Genomic DNA, 25,021 nt, shown 5'->3' with positions numbered 1-25,021 from the left:
ATGGCGCGAGGCTGTGCCTCGCGCCATTCCAGCATTTCTAATCCCTACTTCTCGTCGGCACTAGGGCCATAGAGACCGGGTATTGGAATATCGAGCAGGCGCAGGTACACGGTGAGTTGGCCGCGGTGATGAATGCTGTGGTTGAGGCCCATCAGGCGGATGGCCGTGGCTTTGGGCGACTCAAAAATGGTATGCTCGCCGCGGTGCAGGCGGAAGCTGTCGGTCAGTTTTTCGTCGTCGGAGGCTTGTAGCGCTTGGCGGAGGGTAGCGCTGTGCTCGTCGAAGCGGGCCAGCAGTTCCTCGTGGCTGGTGGGCGTGGGGCCGGGCTTCGGGCCGTTGGGGTCGAGGAAGTCGCGGGAGGCGTGCTCTACAAACAGCTGCTTGAATGCCAGCAGGTTTACAACGTGCGTGGCCAGTTGCCAAAGCGTCATGCTTTTGGGGTGCGGGCGGTAATCGGCTTGGTCGTGGGGGACGCGTTCTAGCACCCGGCGGGTACTAGCTAGCTCGTGGTCCAGTTCGCTCAGGATATTCTGTTGGATGGAGGAGGTGTGCATGCGTAATGGGAAAAAGTGAAAACAGATCAATAAACCCAAAACTCGTAAAAAGTTATGGATCGAAGAGCCGCGGATCTTACTCTATCTAGCTGCCTTTGCGTCTGTTTTCGGCGGTTTTGTTCGCTTTCCTTGCACAGGATGGGCCAGGAGGGTAGGCTGCATTGCGGACCATAGCTTATTGGCTCAGAAGCTGGAACGGACCTGCACTTGCTGTTTTTTTGATAGTATGCGGTCCGAAACGTTCTATTCTTTCTTTTCCTGATTGCATGAAACTGATCCGCTACGGCCAGCCCGGCCACGAAAAACCCGGTATTCTGCTCCACAACCAGCCCTACGATGTATCAGCCTTTGGCGAGGACTACAACGAGGCGTTTTTTGCCAACGGTGGCTTACAACGCCTCGCCAAGTTTGTCCAAAGTCACGAAGGCCGGCTCACGCCTCTCGCCGATGGCGAGCGGCTAGGACCGCCGGTAGCGCGGCCGTCTAAAATCCTGTGCATCGGCCTCAACTACGCCGACCACGCCAAGGAAACCGGCGCCACGCCCCCGCCTGAGCCAGTGCTGTTTATGAAATCAACCACCTCCTACATCGGCCCGCACGACGACATCATCATTCCCAAAAACTCGGTGAAAACCGACTGGGAAGTGGAGCTAGCTGTGGTGATTGGCAAACGCGCTTCCTACATAGAAGAGGCCGACGCGGCCGATTACATTGCCGGCTACGCCCTGCACAACGACGTGTCGGAAAGGGAGTTTCAGCTGGAACGCAGCGGCACCTGGGACAAGGGCAAGGGCTGCGACACCTTTGCGCCGGTAGGCCCGTTTCTGGCAACTCCCGACGAGGTAGGCGACGTGGACAACCTGCGTTTGTGGCTGTCGGTGAACGGAAAAATGATGCAGGACGGCACCACCGCCAACCTCATTTTCAAGATTCCCTTCCTGATTTCCTACCTCAGCCAGTTCATGACCCTGCTGCCCGGCGACATCATCTCCACCGGCACGCCGGCCGGGGTAGGGCTAGGCTTCAACCCGCCCGTGTACCTGAAGCCCGGCGACGTGGTGGAGCTGGGAATCGACGGCCTGGGCACGGCCCGCCAGCAGGTGAAAGCGTATGGCCGGAATTGACGCCCACCAGCATTTCTGGCATTTCGATGCCGTGCGCGACGCCTGGATAACGCCCGACATGGCCGCCATCCGGCGCGACTTCCTCCCCGCCGATCTGGCGCCGCTGCTCCAACAGCACAACCTAGATGGCTGCGTGGCCGTGCAGGCCAGCCAAAGCGAAGCCGAAACCGATTGGCTGCTGGCGCTGGCCGACGAGCACGCTTTCATCAAGGGTGTGGTAGGCTGGGTGGATTTGCAGGCCGACAACGTGGCTGAGCGCCTAGCCCACTACGCGCAGTTTGAGAAGCTGAAAGGCTTCCGGCACGTGTTACAAGGTGAGGAAGACCGCGCCCTGATGCTACGGCCCGCGTTTCGGCGCGGGCTCGCGGCGTTGTTCGACGCGGGCTTCACCTACGATTTGCTGATTTTGCCCGACCAGCTTGGCTACGCCGCCGAGCTGGCCGAGGCCTTCCCTACCCAGCCCTTCGTGGTCGACCACCTGGCCAAGCCCCTCATCAAAGCCAGCACGCTGGAACCGTGGGCGCAGGACATTCGGGCACTAGCCGCGCACGAAAACGTGCTGTGCAAGGTGTCCGGCCTGGTCACGGAGGCCGACTGGCAACACTGGCAGCCCCAGGACTTCCATCCCTACCTCGACGTGGTATTCGAAGCCTTTGGACCCCAGCGGCTCCTGTTTGGCTCCGACTGGCCCGTGTGCAACGTAGCCGGGGGCTATGCCCGCCTGGTGGAGCTGGTTGAAGACTACCTACGCGCCTTTTCGACCGCCGAGCAAGCCCAGTTCTGGGGCGAAAATGCTGCCGCTTTCTATCGACTTTAAAAGCTATTCGAGCTGGAACGGTGTAGAGACGCATACTTGCGTCTCGTCGTTGAACGACCGGATGCACATTGCTGTCCGAATGACTCCAACGCGGTACAAATGGCGCGACTGACGAGACGCAAATATGCGTCTCTACATTGTTCAATCATCAACTCAAATAGTCTACAACCTCCCACCCCATGGATTTACAACTTCAGAATCAGGTTATTATCGTCAGCGGCGGGGCCAAGGGCATCGGCGAAGGTATTGTGCGGGTCCTGGCCGCCGAGGGCGCCATTCCGGTTATCATTGGGCGCAATGCGGCGGATAATGAGCAGGTAGTTGCCGACGTAACCGCCGCGGGCGGACAAGCTGGTCAGATAGTCGCCGAGCTATCGGACCCCGCCGAGTGCGCCCGCGCCGTGCAGGCCGTAGTAGAGCAATTTGGCCGCATCGATGGGTTGGTGAACAATGCCGGCGTGAATGATGGCGTGAGCCTGGAACACGGTACGTATGAATTGTTTATGCGCAGCCTGCACCGTAACATGGTGCATTACTACCTGCTGGCTCACTACGCCCTACCAGAGCTAAAAAAGTCGAAGGGAGCTATTCTGAACATCACCTCTAAAACCGCCGAAACGGGCCAGGGCAACACCTCTGCCTACGCTGCTGCCAACGGTGGCCGCAACGCCCTCACCCGCGAATGGGCCGTGGAACTGCTGAAATACGGCATCCGCGTGAATGCTTTGGTGGTGGCCGAGTGCTGGACGCCCGCCTACGAAACTTGGATTCAAACCCTACCTAATCCCGAGGAGAAGCTCCACGAAATCACTAGCAAGATTCCGCTGGAAAACCGCATGACCACGGCCGAGGAAATTGCCAACACCACCGCCTTCCTGCTCTCGCCGCGCAGCAGCCATACCACCGGCCAGATCGTGCACGTAGACGGCGGCTACGTACACCTCGACCGCGCCCTCGCCAACGCTTAGTAGGTAGCCATGGCGCGGGGCTGTGCCCCGCGCCATATTCGCCTGTCTATAGCTTGCCACTGTATCATCCTACCAACTATCCGTGAATACCCTCATCTGCTCCGCGCCTACCCAACTCGCCTACGAGCACCGCCCCGCCCCTACCCTACGGCCCGGCGAAGCTCTGCTGCGCATCCGGCGAATTGGCATCTGCGGCACCGATTTGCACGCGTTTGAAGGCACGCAACCCTTCTTCTCCTACCCCCGCGTACTGGGCCACGAGCTGGCCGGCGAGGTAGTAGACACCGGCGACGCCACCGATTTTCAGGTAGGCGAGGCGGTTACGTTCATCCCCTACTTTGGCTGCGGCACGTGCATAGCTTGCCGGCGCGGCCTACCCAACTGCTGCGTACAAATGCAGGTGTGTGGCGTGCACCTTGACGGCGGTATGACGGAACTTCTGGGCGTGCCCGCCGCCGCGCTGGTGCACGGCAACAGCCTCACCTTCGATGAGTTGGCGCTGGTGGAGCCGCTGGCCATTGGGGCGCACGGCGTGCGCCGGGCTGGGGTGCAACCCGGCGAGTTTGTGCTGGTGGTAGGTGCTGGCCCCATTGGGCTGGGCGTGATGGAGTTTGCCCGCATTGCCGGCGCGCACGTCATTGCCCTCGACCTCAATGAGCAGCGCCTGAGCTTCTGCCGCTCGGCCCTCGGCGTGACGCATACCATCAACGCCGGCAATGCAGACGTGGCTGAGCAACTCCGCCACATCACCTACGGCGACATGCCCACAGTAGTCATCGACGCTACAGGCAGCCAGCGGGCCATCAACAATGCGTTTCAGTACCTGGCCCACGGCGGCCGTTTTGTGCTGGTAGGCTTGCAGAAGGGCGATATCAGCTTTTCGCACCCCGAGTTTCACAAGCGCGAAGCCACGCTTATGAGCAGCCGCAACGCCACCCGCGCCGATTTTGAACACGTGCTGCACGCCATGCACCAGGGCCTGGTGCAGCCTACCACCTACATCACCCACCGCGTGCCGTTCGGGCAGGCCAAGGACGTGTTTGCCAGTTGGCTCGACCCCGCCACGGGTGTTATTAAGGCTATGATAGAAGTGGAATAAGCCCTCCTGCGCAAGCCAACTACGGCATGTTCACGGTAAGATGTATCACACCCCAAAGCATATAGCCTATAGCTCCTTAGCGGGCATGGCTACGTTGGGGGTAGCGGGCGGCGGACCGGGAAAAGCATCGGTGTCGGCAGGGTCTTCGCGCAACTTTTTGCCGCGCAGTTGAAGCAGGAAAATCAACCCCAGAATGAAGAACACGATGAGGGCGAGGATGCTGTTGCGCATAGAGCCCGTAATCTGAGCAATAACGCCGAAAACAGCCGTACCAATGACAATGCTCAGCTTCTCCGTCACGTCGAAGAAGCTGAAAAAGGCAGCTGTATTGGGGGTATTTTCAGGGATAATCTTGGAGTAGGTGGAACGCGACAGGCTTTGCACGGCGCCCATGGTAAGGCCAATCACCGAGGCCAGGGCGTAGAACGACCAACCGGCCTGTACGAAGTAACCCGCAATACAGATAAGCGCCCAGATAACGACCGACCAGCTCAGGGCCCGCGTGTTGCCGATGCGCTCCGAGAGCTTAGCGAACAGGTAGGCCCCCAGAATGCCTACCACTTGCAGCAGCAGAATAGTAACAATCAGGGCGGTGCTTTCGAGATGCAGCTCTTTGTCGCCGAAGATGGTGGCTACGTACATCACCGTTTGCACCCCCATGTTGTAGGTGAAATAGGCCAGCAAGAAAATCTTGAGATTGGGGAGCTGCTTGAGTTGGTCCCATACCTTGCTCAGCTCGTGGAAGCCATTGAGTAGCCAGCCCGAATCGGAGGTGGCGCCGGCTGGGCGGCCGGGGTCGGCGGGCAGCGAGAAGAACGTGATTTGCGCAAAACCGGCCCACCAGATGCCCGTTAGCAAAAAGCTCAGCCGCGTGGCGAAGGCCTTCTCAATACCCAGCGCTTCGTTGAAGGTAACCAACAACAGGCAAATAACGAGCAACAAAACGGAGCCGATATACCCCATCGAGAAGCCCCGCGCCGACAGAGAATCGTACTGCTCTTCCGAAGAAATGAGAGGTAGGTAGCTGTTGTAGAAAACAATAGACCCTGAAAAGCCGATGGTGGCTGCTATAAAGATGAACGTGCTGAGCGTGAGCGTCTCTGGGGTAAAGAAATACAACGCCGCGCAAGAGGCAGCTCCCAGATAGCAGAACACTTGCATGAACAATTTCTTACGCCCGGAGAAGTCGGCCAGCGACGTCAGGAACGGACTGACCAGGGCTATCAGCAGGAAGGCGGCCGAAATGGCGTACGTCAGCAGCGACGAGCCGGGCACTTCTACTCCTAAGAAATTGACAACGTCCGTTTTAGGACTTAGCTCCTCTGTGATGCTGCCCCAATAAATGGGAAAAATGGAACTGGTAATTACCAGTGGATACACCGAGTTAGCCCAGTCGTAAAACGTCCAGCCACGGGTGATGCGCTTGTCGTCTTTGGGTACGCTCTGAAAGCCCGCATCGGGGGCAGGAGTAGCGGTAGCACTCATACAATCATAGGATTAGGGAGGGAAAGCAGGACAAATAACGAGATTCCGGCGCCCCGGTTGTTGCCGTCGGGCTCAAACATACAATATCCCGATGTGCTACTCCTATTTCCCTAGCAAAGCCGCATACTGCGCCTCCGTATCCACATCAATCGCCCCGGCCGGGAACGGCACGGTGGCTACCCACGCCGAGTGCTGGCGCAGCAGTTGCTGCGCTCCCGCCGCGTCGGGCAATGCTTGTAGCAAGGGCAGCACGCTTTCCCCAAACAACACCGGCACCCCACGCACGGAGCCATACTCAGTTGCCACAATGGGCTGCTGCGTGGCTAGCTGCGCCACTACCAACTGCCGCAGCAAGGTAGGCGTAATGTGAGGCTGGTCGCAGAGCAGCACGAGGACGCTGGTTGGTGCTGGCTGGTGCTGTTGCAACTCCGCCAAACCTGTTTTCAGCGAAGCGCCCATGCCTGTTTGCCAAGTAGGGCAATGCACCGTTTGCACAGCTAGGTCTGCTAATTCCGGTAACAACTCCTCGTGCAATGCGCCCGTTACGACAACAACCGGCCCCAGCACCGCTTCTACGGCCGTGGTAGCAGCTCGGCGTAAGAGGCTTTGTCCTTCGTATGGGAGCAACTGTTTAGGCCGCCCCAAACGAGACGACGAGCCTGCTGCCAGCAATAGTACGCCCACTACGGGCAGAGAAGAATCCTGACTTTCTGACACTAGCGTATTGATAGTCAAGGCCCCTACCCTCCTAACTCGCACACCGCCGATACGGCCGCGCTAGCGGCCAGCTCTCCATCAGAAGCAATGCGGTGGTGAATGGGGTGCGGCGAGTCACGCAGGAATCCGGCCGGCCGGCCAGCCAGTACAGCTTGTATTTCGGCTACAATGGAAAGGGCAATTTCTTCAGGGGTTTCGCTACCCAGGTTTAGGCCAATGGGGCTGTGCAGTCGTTGTTGCAGGCGCTGGGCGGCATCGGGCACATCCTTTTCCAATTCCTCCAACAAACGCAGATACTTTTTGCGCGGACCTAGCAGACCGATGTACGGCGTAGGCGCATTGAGCAAATGGCGCAAAGCAGCTAAATCATAGTAGTAATTGTGGGTCATGAGCAGGGCGAAGCTGCCGTCTTGCGGTAGGGTAGACACTTGGTCTACGGGTACTACACGCACTGCTTCGGCCTCGGGAAAGCGCGTGGCTTGCGCCAGTCCGGGGCGGCCATCTACCACGCGCACGCGCCATCCCAGCGTCGAAGCCATACGCACTACGGGTTTCACGTCGTTGCCGGCTCCGAAAATAAGCAGGCGCACGGGAGGCCGCAGAATTTCCAGGCTCACACGTACTTGTCCTACCTCCGAAGGGTAGCTGCGAGTGGCTGGCTGATTGTTGGTCAACGCTTGCCGGGCGTCGGTTAGAATACGCTCGTATAGCGCTGAGTGAGTTGGCAAGCTGCCTTGCACTGCGCCGCTGGTCGTGAGGAGCAGCCGCTCCCCTACCCTAGCCGGTGCTGTGGAGGGGCCGTCTAGGTGAAACACAGTAGCGACTACTGCTGGCTCTTCTACCCCTTCCCACCAGTTGCGCAACAATTCCAGTGGGTTGCTGGCATTGTCGAAAGCCAACGGTTCCAGCAAAATCTGCACAATGCCCTGGCAACCCAGCGCCGAACCAAATTGCAGGTCGTCGTCGGGGTCGGTGGAATCGTAGGTGACGACGGTAGGCTGTTGGCGCTGGATGCACTGGCGGGCGCGGCGACGGGCGTCACCTTCGAGGCAGCCGCCGCTGATGGCACCCGTAAGCTGACCATCGGCCGTTACCAGCATGCGGGCGCCCGGCCGGCGGTAGGCCGAGCCAGCCAGATCAACCACCGTAGCCAGCGCGCACGGCCTATCCGCCGCGCGGTGCGCGTCGTAGGCGATGAGAAGGCGTTGGAGTTCAGTCATGCTTAATTCATTACTGCTGTCATCCTGAGCAGAGCGAAGGACCTTCTCACGATAGAACGGTGAAAAGGTCCTCCAAGCTCAGGATGACAAGCTTTTATATCTTCAAGTCTACGCCGAAGTGCGCAGGGCTTGCAGCATTTTGTCTGGCGTCATGGGGAGGCTGCGCATGCGCTTGCCGGTGGCGTTGTATACGGCGTTGGCAACGGCGGCGGCCACGCCCACAATCCCGATTTCCCCGATGCCTTTTACGCCCAGCGCGTTAATATAGGGGTCCTTTTCCGGCACAAACTCAATTTTCATGTCGGGAATGTCGGCATTGACGGGAATGTGATACTCGGCCAGGTTGTGATTGGTGTAGCGGGCGTAGTTGGGGTCACGGAAAGTCTCTTCCATCAGCGCCGAACCAATCCCGAAAATAGCGCCGCCGTAGAGCTGGCTTGTAGCAGTTTTCAGGTTGAGCACCTGCCCTACCCCGTGCACCCCTACCCAGCGCGTCACGCGGATGGTACCGAAGTCTGGATCGACCTCTACCTCGCAGAAGTGGGCGCCAAACGAGTGCATAGAGTGGCCCGAAGGCTTCTTTTCCTCACCCTTTTCGTTCTTACCACCTGGCTCCTCGGGGCTTCCAGCTGCGCCGCCTGCCGCAGCAAAATGCTTTTCCTCGTAGCCGGAGCCATACTTGCCCATCGCCATGCCCTCGATGTCGGTCATGCCGCTGCGCGAGAGGGCGGCCACCAGGGTTTCGCCTTTTTGCGGGTTCTTTTTCAAGAACATGCGGCCCAGCTCTACCTTCACATCGGTAGGCTTGGCCTTGTAGAGCGGTGATTTTTTATCGCCTACGGCCATATCAATCACCTTTTTCCACAGGTCTTCAGCCGCTGCCATAATGGACGACGACACCGTGCCGGCTGCTTGCGAGCCGCCCGAACCGGGAGCGGTGGGCAGGCGCGTATCACCTAGCTCGAACCGCACTTTTTCGGGTGGTAGGCCCAGCGCATCGGCGCCTACCTGCGTCATCACGGTCCAGGTGCCGGTACCCAGGTCGGTGGCGCCGCTCTGCACCACGGCGTGGCCATCGGCAAATAGGCGCACGCGGGCCGTGCCCTGCGCGCTGTGCACGGGGTAGGTGGCCGTTGCCATGCCCATACCTACCAACTTCTTACCCCGGCGGGTTTGGCCGGGCTTGGGGTTGCGCTTGCTCCACCCAAACAGCTCAGCGCCACGGGTGTAGCACTCTTTCAACGACTTGCTGGACCAAGGCTTTTCGTTGTCGCTGTAGTCTTTATCGGCGTAGTTGAGGAGGCGGAATTGCAGCGGGTCCATATTGAGTTGGTGGGCTAAATCGTCCATGGAGCTTTCGAGCGCAAACGAACCGGGGGCCTCGCCAGGGGCGCGCATCCACACCGACGTCATCACATTAGCACGGGCCAATTCGTAGCGGGCCGAGAAGTTCGGGCACGCGTACAGCATGTTCACCACCTTACTGTTCGACTCGGCATAGTTGTCCCAGGGCGAAGTCGTCGATTTTTTCTCGTGGATCATCGACACCAGTTTGCCTTCCTGAGTAGCGCCTATTTTTAGGGTTTGCTCCTGGTCTTCGCGGTGGCCTACCGAGGTATACATCTGCGGACGCGTGAGCACCAGCCGCAACGGCCGGTTTACGGCGCGGGCCGCCAGCACCGTCAGAATCGTGTGGGGCCAAAACGAGCCTTTGCACCCAAAACCGCCACCCAAATGGTGCGTCACAATGCGTATCTGGTCACGCGGAATGCCCAGCAGATTCGCCAAAGAACCCTGGCTCATGGTAATGTTCTGGGTCGATTCGTAGACCGTCAGCCGGTCGCTACCCTCCCATACGGCGGTGGTAGCGGCAGGCTCCATGGGGTTGTGGTGGTTGATGGCGTGCACGTAGGTAGCTTCGTGCTTCACCGGCGCGCTGGCATAGGCCGTCTCGGGGTTGCCGCGCACCTTGTGCCCATCGGTCTTGCCGTTCTGAATCTTCTGCGGATCAAACAGATCAGCCTTCGGATCGTGGTAGGAGTCGATGGGCTTTTCCACCTGATACGATACCTTGATGAGGGCCGCCGCCTGTATAGCGCGCTCCAGCGTGTCGGCCACCACCAGGGCCACGGGCTCACCGGCATAGTGAATTTCGGCGTCTTGCATGGGCAGGTACGACTGCGCCGCCTGCCACTTTTTTTCTTCCTTCAGGGCGCTGGGCACCTTGGCTGGCTTCGGGATATTCTGGTAGGTGAGAATACTGATAACGCCTGGTTCTTTGGCCGCCGCCGAGGTGTCGATATTAGTTATCTTGCCTTTCGCTATATCGCTGGTTTTCAGCACGCCGTGTACCAGGCCATTCACCGGATACTCGGCCGAGTAGCGGGCGGCACCCATCACCTTTGCCCGACCATCTACGCGGTCCATGGGCTTGCCTACCGCATTAACGGGGGGCAGAGTAGGTTCAAAAAAATTGGTTTCCATATAGGTAGGGGCGCCTTGCAGGCGCCCGTTTATCGTTGCTGTTGCTGATGCGTCAATCCAAGTCGTTTTTCGTGGTGGGGTGTGTGGCACCCGCCCTATACCGACCTTGTTCTGTCGGTTTACGGGCGCGTGCAATGCGCCCCTACCCCTTGGCAGCTACCTCGGTCAGGGCACGCACCAGCGTATTTTGCACCATCTCTATTTTGAAGGCATTGTGCTCGTAGGGTTGCGCACCGCGCACCGCAGCGGCGGCCGCAGCCCGGAAAGTAGCCTCGTTAGCAGGCTTGCCCACTAGCATCTGTTCCGCCTCTTTCGAGCGCCAGGGCTGGGCTCCTACCCCACCCAGCGCCACCCGCGCCGAGCGAATAGTACCACCCTGCACATCGAGCCCCACGGCAGCCGACGTTAGCGCATAGGCGTAGCTGGCCCGGTCGCGCACCTTCATATACAGCGACTTGCGGGCGTGCTCGGCCTTGGGCACCGTCACGGCCACAATCAGCTCGTCGGCTTCCAGGGTATTTTCAATGTGGGGCGTTTTGCCGGGTAGGCGGTAAAACTCGGTGATGGGCACGCGGCGCTGTTTGCCTTTGGCGTTTTCCAACGTCAGGACAGCATCCAGGGCAATAAGGGCCACAGACAAGTCGCCGGGGTAGCTGGTGGCAATGCAGGCATCGGAAGTACCCAGGATGGCTAGGTTACGGTTGTCGCCTTCCTTGGCGGGGCAGCCGGTACCGGGCTCGCGCTTGTTGCAGGGGAAAGCAGTATCACGGAAGTAGGGGCACCGGGTGCGCTGCAAAATGTTGCCGCCAATGCTGGCCATGTTGCGCAGCTGCGCCGACGCCGCCAGTAGCAACGACTGCGAAATGGCTGGGTACTGGTCTACTACTAGTTTGTGCTCGCCCACGTCGCTCATGCGCTCTAGGGCGCCAATGCGTAGGCCGTCGTTGCTTTGTTCGATGCCCTTGAAAGGCAGCATATTCACGTCAATCAGCTGATTGTGGTTTTCCACGTTCAGCTTCATCAGGTCGATCAGGGTGGTGCCCCCGGCAATAAACGCCGATGATTTATCGTCGCGTTTGGCCCCGGTGGCTTCTTTGGCCTTGGTGGCCTGGAGGTAGGAGAAGTTATTCATAATCAATTACGCCTTCATGCTTTTTTCAGCTTCCAGAATGGCTGCTGTGATGTTGGGGTAAGCGCTGCAACGGCACAGGTTGCCGCTCATCCACTCCCGCACTTCGGCCTCGGAGCCAGCGTGGCCCTCCTTCACGCAAGCAACGCCCGACATAATCTGACCCGGTGTGCAATACCCGCACTGGAACCCGTCGTGCTTCAGGAAAGCCTCTTGCATGGGGTGCAGCTTGTCGCCCTGGGCCAGCCCTTCTATGGTGGTGATTTCTTTGCCTTGGTTCATCACGGCCAGGCTAAGGCAGCTCACAATGCGGCGGCCGTCTACGTGCACGGTGCAGGCACCGCATTGGCCATGGTCGCAACCTTTCTTGCTACCGGTCAGGCCCATATACTCGCGCAGGGCATCGAGTAGGCTTACGCGTGGCTCTAGTTGCAGCGTGCGGACGGTGCCGTTTACTTTCAACTGTACCGGCGACACGCCCGCTACTTTTTTGGAAAGCGCTGTGAGGCGTTCGGCCTGGCTAATGAAGGGCGGCGCCATCACTAAGCCCAGGATACCCCCGGCCTGCTTCATGAAATTCCGCCGCGAGCCATCGTTGGGCGTAACTCCGGGGTTATTGCCGCTCTGGTCGGCCGGAGAATCGTTATACATCAGAAAGAAGAGTTTAATGAGAAATTAGGTGGAGGGGGCTACGCTCAGCAGGTAGCGTTGGCACATCCTACAACTGTTGCCGAAATGCGTTTGTTTGGTAATCGCTTACTTAGAATCTATCTTAATTAGCAGATTCACAATATTTTATATTTGAAAAGCAAGCAGCCTCTGGTCTACGGCTATGCCGAAAAGTTGGTTGCAAGCAATTAGATATCTGTTGCCTTATTGGTGGTTGGCAACTGGTATCTTTGTCGGCCGGATCTGCTTGTAACTGAGCAGTCGGCGGGGCGTAGCGCCCTACCGCTTTATCCCTCAGTAGCTTGCCCGTTCTTTTGTCTATGCCTGCTTCTTTTCTGCGCTTCTCTGGTTTGGCTGCTTTGCTGCTGGCCGCCGCTTGTACCAGCAACAAAAACCTGGAGCAGGACAGCCCCCAGGTCAGCGCCGAGGTGGTAGCCCCTACCCCGCCAGCCGCCCGACCCAAGGCACCCCGCCTAGCGCAGTTGGATACCACGCATTTCTCGCCTCACTTTATCCGTAGCTTTCAGGAAGCTAACAAGGCCGAAACCAGCTTCGATGTGCACGGCAACTGGCTCCTGCTCAGCCCCACCGACTCCGTAGCGTTTCCAGTGGCCGAGCTGCCCGCAAACGCGCCCGTGGTATACGCCGCCACCGATAAGGGCCGTACGTATCGGCTCACGCTCACGCGCCGCAATTATTCCACGGTGCACTACGTGGCCGAAGCACGCCAGGGCAGCAAGCTCCTGAGCCGACAAACCGGCCTGGCTGACTTGAATCCGAGCTTCTTTGCAGACATCGAAATCCCAAAGGATAGCGAAACGGGCCTACCCTATAGCGGCTACGAGTTTCAGGCCACCGCGCCTCAGCAACAGGGGTTTGCTGTCCTCATTGGCCGCAGTCAGGATGCCGACAAAGCGCAGGTATACGGTGGAACTCAACCGCAGCAAAGCGCGTGGCACAACCTGCCTACCCTGCGGCGGCAGTGAATGGTGAAGTTGTGAGTTTGTGAAATTGTGAATAAAAAGCGCGTGTCATCCTGAGCGTAGCGAAGGACCTTATTACGTCTGAACGATTGACGTGACAACGACTCGTTCTACTGGCATAAGGTCCTTCGCTACGCTCAGGATGACACGCGCTTTTTATTCACAATTTCACAAACTCACAACTCTCTTACAACTCCTCAGCTGGGTGCTTGTCTTTGCGGCGGGGTTGCAAAAGTTTGGCAATCAGTCCAGTCCAGCCGGTTTGGTGACTAGCGCCGAGGCCGCTGCCTGTATCACCGTTGAAGTATTCGTGAAACAAGAGATAATCCTTGAAATGCGGGTCCGTTTGTAGTTGCTTGTTGTCGCCTAGGGCCGGGCGCTTGCCTTCTGCGTTGCGCAGAAACAGGTTGCTCAGGCGCTCCGTCAGGGCGTCGGCCACGGCTAGCAGCGATACATACTGGTTGGAACCCGCAGGGTATTCTACCACGAAGTCGTCGCCATAGTAGTGATGAAACCGCTGCAACGATTCGATAATCAAGAAGTTGACTGGAAACCAGATAGGTCCGCGCCAGTTGGAGTTGCCCCCAAAAAGGTCCGACTGCGACTCGCCCGGCTCGTAGCCTACGGTGAAGCTCTTGCCATCGGCTTTGTACACATACGGGTGCTCCAAGTGGTAGCGCGAGAGGGCGCGCACGCCATACTCCGAAAGGAACTCCGCCGTATCTAACATGCGGGCCAGTAGGCGCTTCACGCGGTGACCACGCAGCAAGGATAGCAGGCGGGTAGCGCCCTCGCCCGGCTGCTGCCAGTGCGACACCAGCTTGGCCAGATCGGGGCGGTGAGTCAGAAACCAGTCCATGCGCTCCTTGAAACGGGGCAGCTCCTGCAACATATCATCATTGAGTACCTCCACGGCAAACAGCGGAATCAGCCCTACCATGGAGCGCACCTTCAGCATCTGGCGGCCCCGGTCGGGCGAGTTCAGCACGTCGTAGTAGAACTCATCCTCTTCGTCCCAGAGCGAATAACCACCCCCTACTTTGGTCATGGCCTCGGCGATGTAGAGGAAGTGCTCGAAGAACTTGCTGGCCATGTCTTGGTACACGGGATTGGTGCGGGCCAACTCCAGGGCAATGCGCATCATATCCAGGGCAAACATGGCCATCCAGCTGGTGCCATCGGCCTGCTCGATGAACACGCCCTTGGGCAGATCGGCGCTCCGGTCGAACACGCCAATGTTATCGAGCCCCAGAAAGCCACCCTCGAACACGTTGCGATTTTCGGCATCCTTGCGGTTCACCCACCACGTAAAGTTTAGCAGCAAGCGATGAAATACCGACTCTAGGAATTTTGTATCGCCTTTGCCACCTCGGTTTTTCTGATCGATTTTGTACACCCGCCACGTGGCCCAGGCATGCACGGGCGGGTTCACGTCCTCAAACTTCCATTCGTAGGCGGGCAGCTGGCCGTTGGGCTGCATGTACCAGTCGCGGGTGAGCAGGCGCAGTTGCTGCTTGGCAAACTCCGCATCCAGCACCGCCAACGGCAGGCAGTGAAACGCCAGATCCCAAGAGGCATACCAGGGGTATTCCCAGGTATCGGGCATCGAGATGATGTCGGCGTTGTTGAGGGTAGTCCAGTTGTGGTTGCGGCCCTCTTTGCGTTGGGGTGGTGGCGGGGGTAGGGCCGGGTCACCCTCCAGCCACTGGCGCACATTATAATAGTAGAACTGTTTGCTCCAGAGCATGCCCGCATACGCCTGCCGCTGAATGTTGCGGGCGTCGTCGCTGCGCATATCGCGCTGCACTACCTCGTAATACGCATCAGCTTCTTCGCTGCGTTGCTGTACCAAGTCATCGAACTCAGCAAAAGGTTCGTCTATGTTAGGCGCGGCCAAGCGCAGGCGCACCACGCGTTCCTCGCCAGCCGGAATGGTTAGGGAGTAGCGCACGGCCGCCTTGGTGCCACAGCGCGCCGGATTTACGGCCTGTTCGTGCCCATATACCACATAATCGTTGATGCCGTCCTTGAAATACTGCGCATTGGAGGGGGCGTTGTAGAGGCGCTGGGTATTGGTTTCGTTGTCGCAGAACAGCAGTTCGGGCTCACCATCGTAGTAGAGGCGCCGCTCACCCAGTTCCCGATGGTTGATGGTGATGCTGCTACCTTCCTCAGCTGCCTGCAACTGCGGGCGGTAGTCGTCGTACCCCCACGCCCAAGTATTCCGAAACCATAATTGGGGTAGCACCTGCACGGTGGCTTCCTCGGGGCCACGGTTGCATACTTTTAGCTGAACCAGAATATCTTCCGAGCCGGCTTTAGCATACTCAATGAAGACATCGAAATACCGGTTTTCCTTGAAAATGGCCGTATCCAGCAACTCAAACTCCGTTTTGTGCCGCCCCCGGCGCGCATTTTCCTGAACCAGCCACTCATACGGAAACGCACGTTGCGGATACTTGTAGAGCATCTGCATATAGGAGTGCGACGGCGTGTTGTCGAGGTAGTAATACAACTCCTTCACGTCCTCGCCGTGGTTACCCTCAGGGCCGCTCAACCCAAACAACCGCTCTTTCAGAATAGGGTCTTGACCGTTCCAGAGCGCCACTGATAGGCATAACAGTTGGTCATCATCGCAGATGCCCCCAATGCCATCTTCGCCCCAGCGGTAGGCTTTGCTGCGGGCCATGTCGTGGGTGATGTAGTTCCAGGCGTTGCCATCGGGGCTATAGTCCTCGCGCACCGTGCCCCACTGCCGCTCCGAAAGATAGGGGCCGAACCGCCGCCAGGGTGTTTCGGGATTGTCGATTTGGGCCAACCGGTGGTGTTCGGGGCTCTGTTCTTTTGTGGTCATACTACTTCAATTGCCGATTTCGCAAGTATGTACTGCTCCATCACATTCCAAACAATGGCCAGTGATGGAGCAGTAGCAGGTCAGCAATGATGGTTAGCCATTATCGGCAAAGCCGGGATAGAGAGTCATACCGCCATCGGCAAAAAGGGTAGTGCCCGTCACGTAGTCCGACTCGTCGGAGGCCAGCCAGGCGGCTACCTCCCCAATGTCGTCGGGCTGACCAATGCGGCCGTATGGAATCAGTTCTAGCAGTTTGTTGAGTGCTTTCTTCGTCCCCCAGGCTTCTTCGTTGATGGGCGTCTGAATCGCGCCCGGCCCAATGCTGTTCACTCGGACTTTGTGTGGCGCCAACTCCTGCGCCATGCTTTTCATCATCAGCATGATGCCGCCCTTCGACGTAGCGTAGTTGACGTGCCCGGCCCACGGAATTACCTCGTGCACAGAGCTCATGCAGATGATTTTGCCAGCTGCCTTCGAAATTTCTGGTTGCACGCCGCGCTTCACAAATTCGCGGGCAGCTTCGCGGGCACACAGAAACTGACCCGTCAGGTTTACGTTGAGGACGGCATTCCACTCGTCCAGGGTCATATCCAGAAAGCTGGCATCTTTCTGAATACCAGAGTTGCTGACCAGGATATGCAGCGTGCCGTAGCGCTTCTTAATATCCTCGAACATCGCCAACACCTCGGGCTCTTTGCTCACATCGGCACGCACAGCGTAGGCCTCGCCGCCTATTTTTTCGATGGCCGCCACGGTTTTATCGGCGCCTTCTTCGTCGCTGTGGTAGTTCACGACCACTTTTGCGCCGTCGGCGGCTAGGGCTAGGCATACCCCTACCCCAATGCCCGAACTGCCGCCCGTTACCAGTGCCACCTGATTGCGCAACCGTGGTTGTGCCTTCATTTCTATAGCCATATGCAAAGTCAAAAAAAGAGAAAACGGAATAATCCGTAGACTGCTAAATGACCCCGCAGGTTACAGGAATGTGGTAAACATCCCAATAGTTGCCACTGAGAACGGGCCGTTTGATTCGCGGCCTTAGCGGCTACGGTAGAGCTATGCGCTTTCTAATTTGCCGTTTGTAACTCTACCCTTTTTTATTTGACAATCAGCAACCTCTGTCTAACCGCTGCTTGTCCGGCAATCTGAATTTCAAGTATATACAGCCCCGCCGGAAGTGCCGCCAGCGAGTGTGTAGTCGTACCAGCAGCAGCGCATCCCATATACACCACTTGCCCGGCCCCATTTATAATCTGAAAGGTGGCAGCAGAAGCCAGATGCAGCGTCAGGTGCTCTCCTATCGGGTTCGGGAAATAGACAGCCGGCTTTTCTGATGACAGTGCCGCGATGGAGCGCGTGGGCGTATTGGTAGCGTGTTCGTCTGTATCTATCTGCCGCAGCCGGTAGGTAGCCGCTTCGTCACCAAGGGTAGTGTCAAGGTAGCGATAAGCCTGCGCCTGTGTGGTGGTACCATGGCCAAGTAGGCTGCCTAGCAGCGTAAATGTTTTATCATCGGTACTGCGCCACACTTCAAACCGCGCACTGTTCAGCTCCGTGGCCGTAGTCCAGCGCAACAGCGCCCCAGTAGCGCAACGTTGTGCTGTAAACGATGTTAGCTCAACTGGTAATGGGTTTTCAGAAACAACAGGACTGGTGCTAGCCAGTGCAAACCAACTGAACGAGGTGAACTCACCTGACGTAACGGTGCCGCTACTAGCGGTACCCGAGTAGGCACTTCGGCCGATATTACTCCAGGCGTTGTTGTTATTCTTAGCAATGACGAGGGAACTGGCTTCGGGAGCATTCACAAAATCATCAGCGCCATAGCTTACCGTCACGGTACCGGCAAAATCGCCGGCAGCTGGGGCGGGCGTGGGCGTGATTTCGAAATAGCGCACCCGACTCACTCGCGTCAGGCCACCGCTCAAGCTGCCTATACCGCCTTCTTCTACCTGCGTGGCTGTGAAGGTGGTAGGCGAGGCCAACTTTGTGATGGTAAGCACAATCGGCCGATACATATTGCCCCGAACTCCTACCCTACCCAGTGGGAACCGTAAGCTACCGGCGCCATTGGCCACACACGCCACCGGCCCATTAATGAAGCTATCCGCTGATCCTCCGCTCGTTGTGCCGCCCGCAGCCAGCGTTAACGTATTAACTGTGCTGGTAATGAGCGGCCCCGCCGTGAGTTGCAGCGTGCCGTTTACCATCACAGGCGTTGCCAGCAGCACCCCACTGGGATTGTTTATTTGCAGCGTTACGCCGGCACTCAGGTAGCTATCGGTTCCCACGGCGCCCAGGGTAGCCCCGCTGATGGTTTGGGGTAGTACGCCATTCAGTACCAATTGGCCCTTAGCCGGCGCGCTCGTATTGGTAGGTGCAAAGCGTAGCGCACCTTGTATATTCAGGTTACCGGCTATTTTCAACTCTCCCGTTACGTTGGGCGCAAATACCACTCCTGGCTCAATTACCAAGTCGCCCCGGATAGTTAGGGCAGTGCTGCTGCCTGTATAGCTGGTGATATTGGTGGCGGCAGGATTGGCGCGCAGCACCAGCGTAGGATAGCTGCGCTTACCTATGGAGAGAGTAGTGGAAAACGTGGTGTTGGAAAGACGAAATTCCCAACGGCCGACCTCTGTTCCGGCAACAGGCGCTAAGTTTTCTACTACCGTTGCGTGCCCGCGGTTGGTATAGTGCTGATAGGTGCCACCATTGTAGATATACACCGTCGGGTTGGTGCCGGCCACCGTCAGCGCCACTCCTGTACTATTGTTGTTCAGGCCAGCGCTGTTTGTCACCGTTCCTCTATTGTAAATAGCTAATGCTACCTCATTTGCGGCACTACGCATTAGAGTCAGCGCGCTACCGTTAGTGTTGAGAACTGGTATCTCAAAGCCGATCGGCTCCCCGCCCACAGGGTTCACAACCAGGGACTGAATCGAAACGGAAGGCTCTATCGTGGCAGTTGTGGTAGCAGCAGATTGTAGCAGCACTTTGTAACTGGTTGTTACAAACGTGTGGTCAAGCACCACATCAGTGGCGGTATTAGGAACGACATCGTTGCTCCAGTTGGCCGCGTCGAACCAAAAATTGGTGCCAGCACCTCCGTCCCACCGCACAGTCTGGGTGCTTGTAACCGGCGCATTAGTTGCTCCCGACACTGCAACGCCAGCTGAAGTAGCACTACTGTTATTGGTGATTGTTCCGGCCACCGTGCCAACCGTGGCGCTACGCAGCACCACGTATACCGTAGCCGTCAAGTTACCACCAACCGGAGCGCCGGTAGTTACGGAGGTAGCGTAAGGCCCGCCCGACACTAAGGATACTGCGTATCCCGTCGGCGCCGTGACGGTAGCAGCGGTGTTTAGCTCACTCCCTGTTAGGGTATAACTCTGCTCATCCGAGTCGGTCCCGGTAGTCGCCACAAAGTTGGTAAGCGCAGAGGGCGATGCTGTTAGCGTGGCACCGCAGTTGTTGGCAGGCGTGCTACTGTTGCGCGCAACAGGCATGCCCGGCATGAAGTCAGTGCGGTTGTTGTCGGTATCTGTGCATCCATTACTACCTCGGATAATGCTCGAGGTATTACTTGGTGGCTGCGTAGGCTGACTACCTTCATAATCGTTTGCCGAGCCATACCCTACGAAATCTACCACATTAGCGCCCGTAGAGCCTGTTACCGCTACAGTACTATTTGCCAAGGCCACCTTACCAGCAGATACCGCCATATTAATCGACCCCATTACATCTGGTGTGGGTAGATCGGTGCCAACAGTCCCACCACTAGCTAACTGAATCAGATAATAACGGCCAGGGGCAATAGTACCGGTAAGGTTAAGGCTTGCGGAAAACGCCGCTACCGAAGCCGCATACTGCAATGTCCAGCCTTTCAGTTCAACGGTGGTATTGCCACGGTTGAATAACTCCACAAAATCGTTCTTGTAGGTAGCCCCGCTGTTACCCCCTCCTCCATACACCTGACTTATCACAATGGAAGAGCTAACAGCCGGCCGTGCGCTGTTTAGTTGCTGTGCCCAACCGTGCAATGATATGGGTACGAGCGCTCCTGTTAGCATAAACCATAATTTCCAACATAGACGAACCTGCCACACCACACGAATATTCATAATTTAAAAAAGGTTAATTACAACACACACAATAGTGGCTATGCTATCGAATAGTTATACAAAATATGATCCAATAGTTTCTATAACTAAACCACCCACCCTAAAATACAAAAGCGTCCCAAGCCTACCCTTGGGACGCTTTCGATACCTAAATGTAGTTACGCTATTCCTTCACCACTTTGCGGGTTACTTTTCCTGAGGCTGTTTCCACAGTCACCAAGTAGGTACCGGTGCGCAGAGTGCTCAGCGAAATGCTATTGGCAGCATCCAGTTTGCCGGTCAACAGCGTCCGTCCCGTCAGATCGGTTATCACTACGCGCGCACCCACAAGCGACTCGCTGGCGCTGATGTTCAGCATATCGTGGGCGGGGTTCGGGTAGAAGGATACCTCACGAGCGGCCTCCGTGTTGGTGATGGCAGCTACCGGCGAGTAAGCAAAGGTACCGTCCTCGTCTACTTGCTTCAGACGGTAGTAGGAGATACCCGAGAGGGGCTGGGCATCCAGTGCCGAGTACACCGTTGCGCTGCCTTTAGAGCCATGACCCTTCACAAACTGCAACACCGTGAACTGTTCGCCATCCTGGCTGCGCTGCACCTCAAATCCCTTGTTGTTCTTCTCGCTGGCTGTAGCCCAGTCTAGCTTCACACCGCGGGCGGTGAGCTTAGCAGCAAACGACTTCAGCTCTACGGGGAGTGGGGTGCCGGGCGCTACGTATGCAGGCACAGCATCAGGCGTAGTCGGCGTCAGATAGTTTTCAGCCGTCTGTACGCTGGTGAGGCGGCCGTTAATCGTTGTGATGTTATTATACTCAAACGTATAAAAGTAATACGTTTTCGTAGGATCCAACGACTCAATCACAGCCTCTGTATTAGCGCCCGAGTACACCACAAAGTAACCAGGTGAGCCCGTGAACGTCTGCCCACCATATTTCTGATTGTTAGTTGTATAAGGCGTGCCATTGGCGGGCAATTGCGTGAGAGCAGCGTTTTCGCTGGCAATTACCAAACGACCTTCACCATATCCCAGTGAAGCGGAATTGTTAGGCAGTTCAAAGTTAACCGTAGCGGTAGAGCCATTACGGGTTATCTTAATAGCCGCTTCACGACTTGGACGCGTATCAATCGACCAGCCTACGACAGATGCGTTTGATGGGAATGCCTGCGTTTTGCTATCTACAAAATCATTGCTTTGGAACTGCAATGTGGCGCTGGCTCCACTCTTACCACCCAGATAGGTAGGTGAGTAGCGCACGTAGATTGGACGGGAAATGCTCCGCGACGCCTGATCCGGCATAATCGTCAGCGTGTTGAAAAACGTCTGATTATCCAGCGACAGTTGGAACTGAGTCGTATTGGATGGGTTAGCCGTATTGGGTGACTGCGCCAGAGAAATAGTCACAGGCTGGTTCACGCGGCGGCCCCGCAACGTCAGGCCTTGGCCGGCACTGTTGGTGTTCAGTATTACCTGTTCATTATTGTTATAGGCATTCTCCAGCGTCAGCGATGGTTGGCTGGAGCCTGTTACGGATAAGGATACTTGTACGGCTGGGTCGCTGTTGTGCAGGATGGTTCCGCTGTTGGTTTGCGCGGCGGTAGGGAAATAGCGCACATAAATAGTCGTTTCCGTGAGGTCATTACCCGAATTGCGCGGAATCGAAATGGTATTACCCGTTCCCTTTATCGACGAGAAATCATTTGTGAGCGATATCTGGAAGAAGTTTGGCGCTTCTACCTGTACGTCCTGCAACAGGTTGGTACCCGTGATGATGTACGACTGCGATTCTGAAGGCTGACCCGGTACCGCGTCAAACTCATCCAACGAACCTTTGGTATTGATGGTAGAGTTGCCGGCCAGTACAGGCGAAGCCGTTACATTCACCGTTTTGGGAAGTGCATTACCACTGCCCACACTAATAAAGCCAGAGAAGTTGCCGGCAGCCACCGGGCCGATCAGTCTTACTTCAATCGTGAGGTTTGATACGGTCCCGTTTATGGGAGCAAAAGATAGAGCAGAACTTGTAAAGTCACCATCGTTTTGCTTGCGAATTCTAATGTTTGAATTCGATGGTGTGATAATCAGTTCTTTCGTGAGATTAGTACCACTTACATCAAAAGTCAGAATATTGGATGAGCCACTACCCGAAGCGGTGCCAAAGGCCAGATCAGTGGGTGCTGCGTTGACGGTTGGCTCCGTAGGAGCGGCCGTAGCCGTAGCGCTCAGCGCAACTGCCTGCTCACCAGCATTCGTGGAAGTCACCCGAATGCTGCCCGATATTGCACCGCTTTCTGTGGGCACAAAACGTACCTGCATCGTCGTTTCGGCCAGCGTACCGCTGGTTGGCGTGAGGGTAATAGGATTGCTCGTGAAACTACCTATGCTGCCTACCCGAATCTGATAGTTGCTGGAAGGCGCTACTGTTACATTACCTACCAGGTTACTACCCCTCACCGTGAAGTCTTCGGGGGCGGACACTTGCCCTACTACTGTAGAACCACTAAACGTAATAGAAGAAGGTGCCACCAGCGTAGCGGGTGGAGGAGTTACACCAGTGCCGTTCAACGTTACGCTCATGGCAGCAGAGCCTTCGCTGGTAACTGAGAGGGTAGCACTGTAGGTTTTTGCAGCAGTAGGCGCAAAAATCACATCTACCGGCGTATTTTCTACCACGCCGCTGCTATTGCGGGGCAAAGTAGTGCTGATAGCATAAGCTTCCGTCCCCTTACGAACCAGAAATCCATCGGGCGCTGTCACTACAATATCATTCTGTAGGCTAGCACCTGCAATGCGAATTTGCTGTGCTGCTGAGCGCGTATTTACGTTGGTATTTCCAAAGTTCAGTGTAGTAGCTGATACGCTGATGTTATTGCGAACACCGGTGAGCTTAACGTCGTCAATAGCGTAAAGTACATTAGCATTAAGCCTTTTCCGAAACCGGATACTTAATGTACTTGAGGGAGTTATTCCATTTGTGGTAAAAGCTCCCCAAGCGTTACGCAATGATGAAGTTGCACCATCTGCTCGAGAATATTCTACAGCAGAGTAATTTATGCCGTCTGTACTTATTTCAAGAATAAAGTTGCTACGTGTCGTACCAATTGTTTCATTACCAGATCTGCCACCTACGTAAAGAAAAAATGTGAAAACTGGATTATTAATTGGACCTAATATATCACTTATAGTCAGAGTGCGTTCAGTAGTAGTAGATACTGCTGGTCCAGTTCTAGTATTAGAGTAATCTATATTACCAAAAAGAATGTATCCATCTGGATCATTCTGATTTGATGCACCACTTAAAGTATTAACGGGAATATTCGTTAAAGTTAAATCGCCTCCGGTTGCTGAACCAGAGTATGTGAGTTGCTGCTCATCAAAATAACCATCAGCCTCATCGTCATCAATATTATCGCCAGCAAATACTTGGCTAAATGCTTCATTAAAAATGACATTTTGAGCGACAGCATGGCTAGCAGACAGTGCTAGGATGACCATGAGCATTACCCACGGTCGAGCGTATTTTCCCCAGGGTAATCTGTACAATTTTTTCATAGTAAGTGGAAAAAGGAGATTCTTTGGAAATATGCTTTTTTCAGGAGCATAATGTTTGTGCTTCTACGCAATAGATCAATTCAGTATCATAAATATTTAATGAAAATTTATTATTTTTACAATAATAATTATGAAAAGCGTTTCTGCTTCAGTACTGGGTATATAGGGCCACAATTCATGCCAAGCCCTATAATGGGATGCCACATAGACCATACTGAATGGCAATACATATTGAATTATAACACTTTAAGCTAGGACAGCTTCCCAAATAAATACAACTAACAACTCAACATCCTCTTTCAGGGCGTAAAGTACTTCATATAACTTTTCCAGCTATCCAATTCCTGACCAGTACAAAAAATTATTCCCACAGGGGATATAATTCCAGGTCTACCTCCTGTCCGAAGAAAATGCGGGTGCTCTCCTCAAAGCTGCGCGTGAAGTCGGATACGTAGAAATGGTGCTGCGGACGGAAGGTAACCGGGGATAGTAGCTGATGCGTCGTGAGCAACTTTTTCAGGGCCAGCGCTACCACGTCGGAGGGGTCGAGCACGTCGATACGATCCTGATAAAAATGCGTTATCTGCTCCCGAATCAGCGGATAGTGGGTGCAGGCTAACACTAGGGCCTCAATGGCTTCAAGCGACGAGTCGGATAAATAGTTCTGGATAACGCTTTCACTAATCGCGTTATCGAAAAAGCCCTCCTCTACCATAGGGGCCAGCAGTGGGGTGGCCAGCGCGTGTAGTTGAATTCCGACGGCCAAGTCGTCAATCTTTTTACGGTAGACGTTGGAGCCTACCGTTTGCTTGGTGCCAATCAGGCCGATGGTGCGCCCGGCGTAGTGCTGCCCTACATACGCCACGATGGGGTCTATAACATTCAGCACTAAGGCTTTACTACCCACGTATTCGCGCACTAGCTCATAGGCCGCCGCTGAGGCTGAGTTACAAGCAATGAGAATGGCCTTGCACTGCTGCCGAAGCAGCACGTCGCAGATCTTGACAGAATACGCTTGAATGGCCGCGGTCGACTTGTCGCCGTAGGGCAGATGCGCCGTATCTCCAAAGTAGACCAGTCGCTCGTGGGGTAGGGCGCGGTTTACGGCCCGGGCTACCGTGAGGCCGCCAATACCGCTGTCGAAAATGCCGATGGGGCGTGATGCAAACTCAGGAGAAGGCGCCATAACAGGCACGAAGGTAAGGTCTTTCTCCCGGTCAGCCTTATTGTTGGTTGCTGGTTTTGCA

At 56.1% G+C, this 25,021-nt stretch carries 17 protein-coding genes; 5 read left to right on the top strand and 12 right to left on the bottom strand.

All coding sequences use genetic code 11. The features are described 5' to 3' along the window. Positions 1-44: 44 nt before the first annotated feature. Positions 45-554, bottom strand: a complete 510-nt coding sequence (locus J4D97_RS00410; protein WP_208305909.1) for a DinB family protein — start codon at positions 552-554, stop codon at positions 45-47. A 266-nt stretch (positions 555-820) separates the two neighbouring features. Here J4D97_RS00410 and J4D97_RS00405 point away from each other — a divergent pair, with 266 nt between their 5' ends. The 4 genes from J4D97_RS00405 to J4D97_RS00390 all read left to right on the top strand — a co-directional run bounded on the left by J4D97_RS00405 (position 821) and on the right by J4D97_RS00390 (position 4,562). Then, positions 821-1,678: a fumarylacetoacetate hydrolase family protein gene (locus tag J4D97_RS00405; protein ID WP_208305908.1), complete on the top strand. Its 858-nt coding sequence runs from the start codon at positions 821-823 to the stop codon at positions 1,676-1,678. Next, positions 1,665-2,495: an amidohydrolase family protein gene (locus tag J4D97_RS00400; RefSeq protein ID WP_208305907.1), complete on the top strand. Its 831-nt coding sequence runs from the start codon at positions 1,665-1,667 to the stop codon at positions 2,493-2,495. The genes J4D97_RS00405 and J4D97_RS00400 overlap by 14 nt, the downstream gene beginning before the upstream one ends. A gap of 179 nt (positions 2,496-2,674) precedes the next feature. Next, the gene (locus tag J4D97_RS00395; RefSeq protein ID WP_208305906.1) at positions 2,675-3,463 is read left to right on the top strand and encodes an SDR family oxidoreductase; all 789 of its coding nucleotides are present in this window, start codon (positions 2,675-2,677) and stop codon (positions 3,461-3,463) included. Between the two features lie 82 nt (positions 3,464-3,545). After that, positions 3,546-4,562 carry a zinc-binding alcohol dehydrogenase family protein gene (locus J4D97_RS00390; protein WP_208305905.1) on the top strand — a complete coding sequence of 339 codons (1,017 nt, stop codon included), beginning with the start codon at positions 3,546-3,548 and terminating at the stop codon, positions 4,560-4,562. A 66-nt stretch (positions 4,563-4,628) separates the two neighbouring features. Here J4D97_RS00390 and J4D97_RS00385 read toward each other — a convergent pair whose 3' ends face one another. The 6 genes from J4D97_RS00385 to J4D97_RS00360 all read right to left on the bottom strand — a co-directional run bounded on the left by J4D97_RS00385 (position 4,629) and on the right by J4D97_RS00360 (position 12,248). After that, positions 4,629-6,047: an MFS transporter gene (locus J4D97_RS00385; RefSeq protein WP_208305904.1), complete on the bottom strand. Its 1,419-nt coding sequence runs from the start codon at positions 6,045-6,047 to the stop codon at positions 4,629-4,631. 102 nt (positions 6,048-6,149) lie between these two features. Next, a complete protein-coding gene (locus J4D97_RS00380; protein ID WP_208305903.1) occupies positions 6,150-6,764 on the bottom strand; it encodes a nucleotidyltransferase family protein in 615 nt (204 codons plus the stop codon). Between the two features lie 23 nt (positions 6,765-6,787). Next, positions 6,788-7,984, bottom strand: coding sequence for an XdhC family protein (locus J4D97_RS00375; RefSeq protein ID WP_208305902.1), 1,197 nt, complete (start codon positions 7,982-7,984; stop codon positions 6,788-6,790). Positions 7,985-8,092: 108 nt separating this feature from the next. Next, positions 8,093-10,468 (bottom strand): xanthine dehydrogenase family protein molybdopterin-binding subunit, encoded by a 2,376-nt coding sequence (locus tag J4D97_RS00370; protein ID WP_208305901.1) that lies wholly within the window; start codon positions 10,466-10,468, stop codon positions 8,093-8,095. Positions 10,469-10,610: 142 nt separating this feature from the next. Next, a complete protein-coding gene (locus tag J4D97_RS00365; protein WP_208305900.1) occupies positions 10,611-11,600 on the bottom strand; it encodes an FAD binding domain-containing protein in 990 nt (329 codons plus the stop codon). A gap of 6 nt (positions 11,601-11,606) precedes the next feature. Then, positions 11,607-12,248, bottom strand: a complete 642-nt coding sequence (locus J4D97_RS00360; RefSeq protein ID WP_243900073.1) for a (2Fe-2S)-binding protein — start codon at positions 12,246-12,248, stop codon at positions 11,607-11,609. A gap of 338 nt (positions 12,249-12,586) precedes the next feature. On the opposite strand from J4D97_RS00360, the gene J4D97_RS00355 reads away from it, so the two are divergent. Then, positions 12,587-13,252 (top strand): hypothetical protein, encoded by a 666-nt coding sequence (locus J4D97_RS00355; protein WP_208305899.1) that lies wholly within the window; start codon positions 12,587-12,589, stop codon positions 13,250-13,252. A 184-nt stretch (positions 13,253-13,436) separates the two neighbouring features. Here J4D97_RS00355 and J4D97_RS00350 read toward each other — a convergent pair whose 3' ends face one another. The 5 genes from J4D97_RS00350 to murI all read right to left on the bottom strand — a co-directional run bounded on the left by J4D97_RS00350 (position 13,437) and on the right by murI (position 24,960). Further along, complete coding sequence (locus J4D97_RS00350) at positions 13,437-16,103, bottom strand: MGH1-like glycoside hydrolase domain-containing protein (RefSeq protein ID WP_208305898.1); 2,667 nt, start codon at positions 16,101-16,103, stop codon at positions 13,437-13,439. A gap of 93 nt (positions 16,104-16,196) precedes the next feature. Further along, the gene (locus J4D97_RS00345) at positions 16,197-17,018 is read right to left on the bottom strand and encodes an SDR family oxidoreductase (protein WP_243900072.1); all 822 of its coding nucleotides are present in this window, start codon (positions 17,016-17,018) and stop codon (positions 16,197-16,199) included. Positions 17,019-17,200: 182 nt separating this feature from the next. After that, positions 17,201-20,176, bottom strand: a complete 2,976-nt coding sequence (locus tag J4D97_RS00340; RefSeq protein ID WP_243900071.1) for a lamin tail domain-containing protein — start codon at positions 20,174-20,176, stop codon at positions 17,201-17,203. A 214-nt stretch (positions 20,177-20,390) separates the two neighbouring features. Beyond that, a complete protein-coding gene (locus J4D97_RS00335) occupies positions 20,391-22,916 on the bottom strand; it encodes a T9SS type A sorting domain-containing protein (RefSeq protein ID WP_208305896.1) in 2,526 nt (841 codons plus the stop codon). Positions 22,917-24,135: 1,219 nt separating this feature from the next. Continuing rightward, complete coding sequence (murI, locus tag J4D97_RS00330) at positions 24,136-24,960, bottom strand: glutamate racemase (protein WP_208305895.1); 825 nt, start codon at positions 24,958-24,960, stop codon at positions 24,136-24,138. Positions 24,961-25,021 lie beyond the last annotated feature (61 nt).

This window comes from Hymenobacter defluvii, assembly GCF_017589435.1.
Lineage (GTDB): Bacteria > Bacteroidota > Bacteroidia > Cytophagales > Hymenobacteraceae > Hymenobacter > Hymenobacter profundi.
Note: the sequence above shows the minus strand (reverse complement) of the source record. Positions and strands in the feature narration are given on the sequence as shown.

Coding starts and splice junctions, on each gene's coding strand:
- J4D97_RS00400 (WP_208305907.1), top strand. CDS start 1,665: ATGGCCGGAATTGACGCCCACCAGCATTTCTGGCATTTCGATGCCGTG.
- J4D97_RS00345 (WP_243900072.1), bottom strand. CDS start 17,018: ATGGCTATAGAAATGAAGGCACAACCACGGTTGCGCAATCAGGTGGCA.
- J4D97_RS00365 (WP_208305900.1), bottom strand. CDS start 11,600: ATGAATAACTTCTCCTACCTCCAGGCCACCAAGGCCAAAGAAGCCACC.
- J4D97_RS00410 (WP_208305909.1), bottom strand. CDS start 554: ATGCACACCTCCTCCATCCAACAGAATATCCTGAGCGAACTGGACCAC.
- J4D97_RS00375 (WP_208305902.1), bottom strand. CDS start 7,984: ATGACTGAACTCCAACGCCTTCTCATCGCCTACGACGCGCACCGCGCG.
- J4D97_RS00350 (WP_208305898.1), bottom strand. CDS start 16,103: ATGACCACAAAAGAACAGAGCCCCGAACACCACCGGTTGGCCCAAATC.
- J4D97_RS00355 (WP_208305899.1), top strand. CDS start 12,587: ATGCCTGCTTCTTTTCTGCGCTTCTCTGGTTTGGCTGCTTTGCTGCTG.
- J4D97_RS00395 (WP_208305906.1), top strand. CDS start 2,675: ATGGATTTACAACTTCAGAATCAGGTTATTATCGTCAGCGGCGGGGCC.
- J4D97_RS00385 (WP_208305904.1), bottom strand. CDS start 6,047: ATGAGTGCTACCGCTACTCCTGCCCCCGATGCGGGCTTTCAGAGCGTA.
- murI (WP_208305895.1), bottom strand. CDS start 24,960: ATGGCGCCTTCTCCTGAGTTTGCATCACGCCCCATCGGCATTTTCGAC.
- J4D97_RS00370 (WP_208305901.1), bottom strand. CDS start 10,468: ATGGAAACCAATTTTTTTGAACCTACTCTGCCCCCCGTTAATGCGGTA.
- J4D97_RS00360 (WP_243900073.1), bottom strand. CDS start 12,248: ATGTATAACGATTCTCCGGCCGACCAGAGCGGCAATAACCCCGGAGTT.
- J4D97_RS00340 (WP_243900071.1), bottom strand. CDS start 20,176: ATGCTAACAGGAGCGCTCGTACCCATATCATTGCACGGTTGGGCACAG.
- J4D97_RS00405 (WP_208305908.1), top strand. CDS start 821: ATGAAACTGATCCGCTACGGCCAGCCCGGCCACGAAAAACCCGGTATT.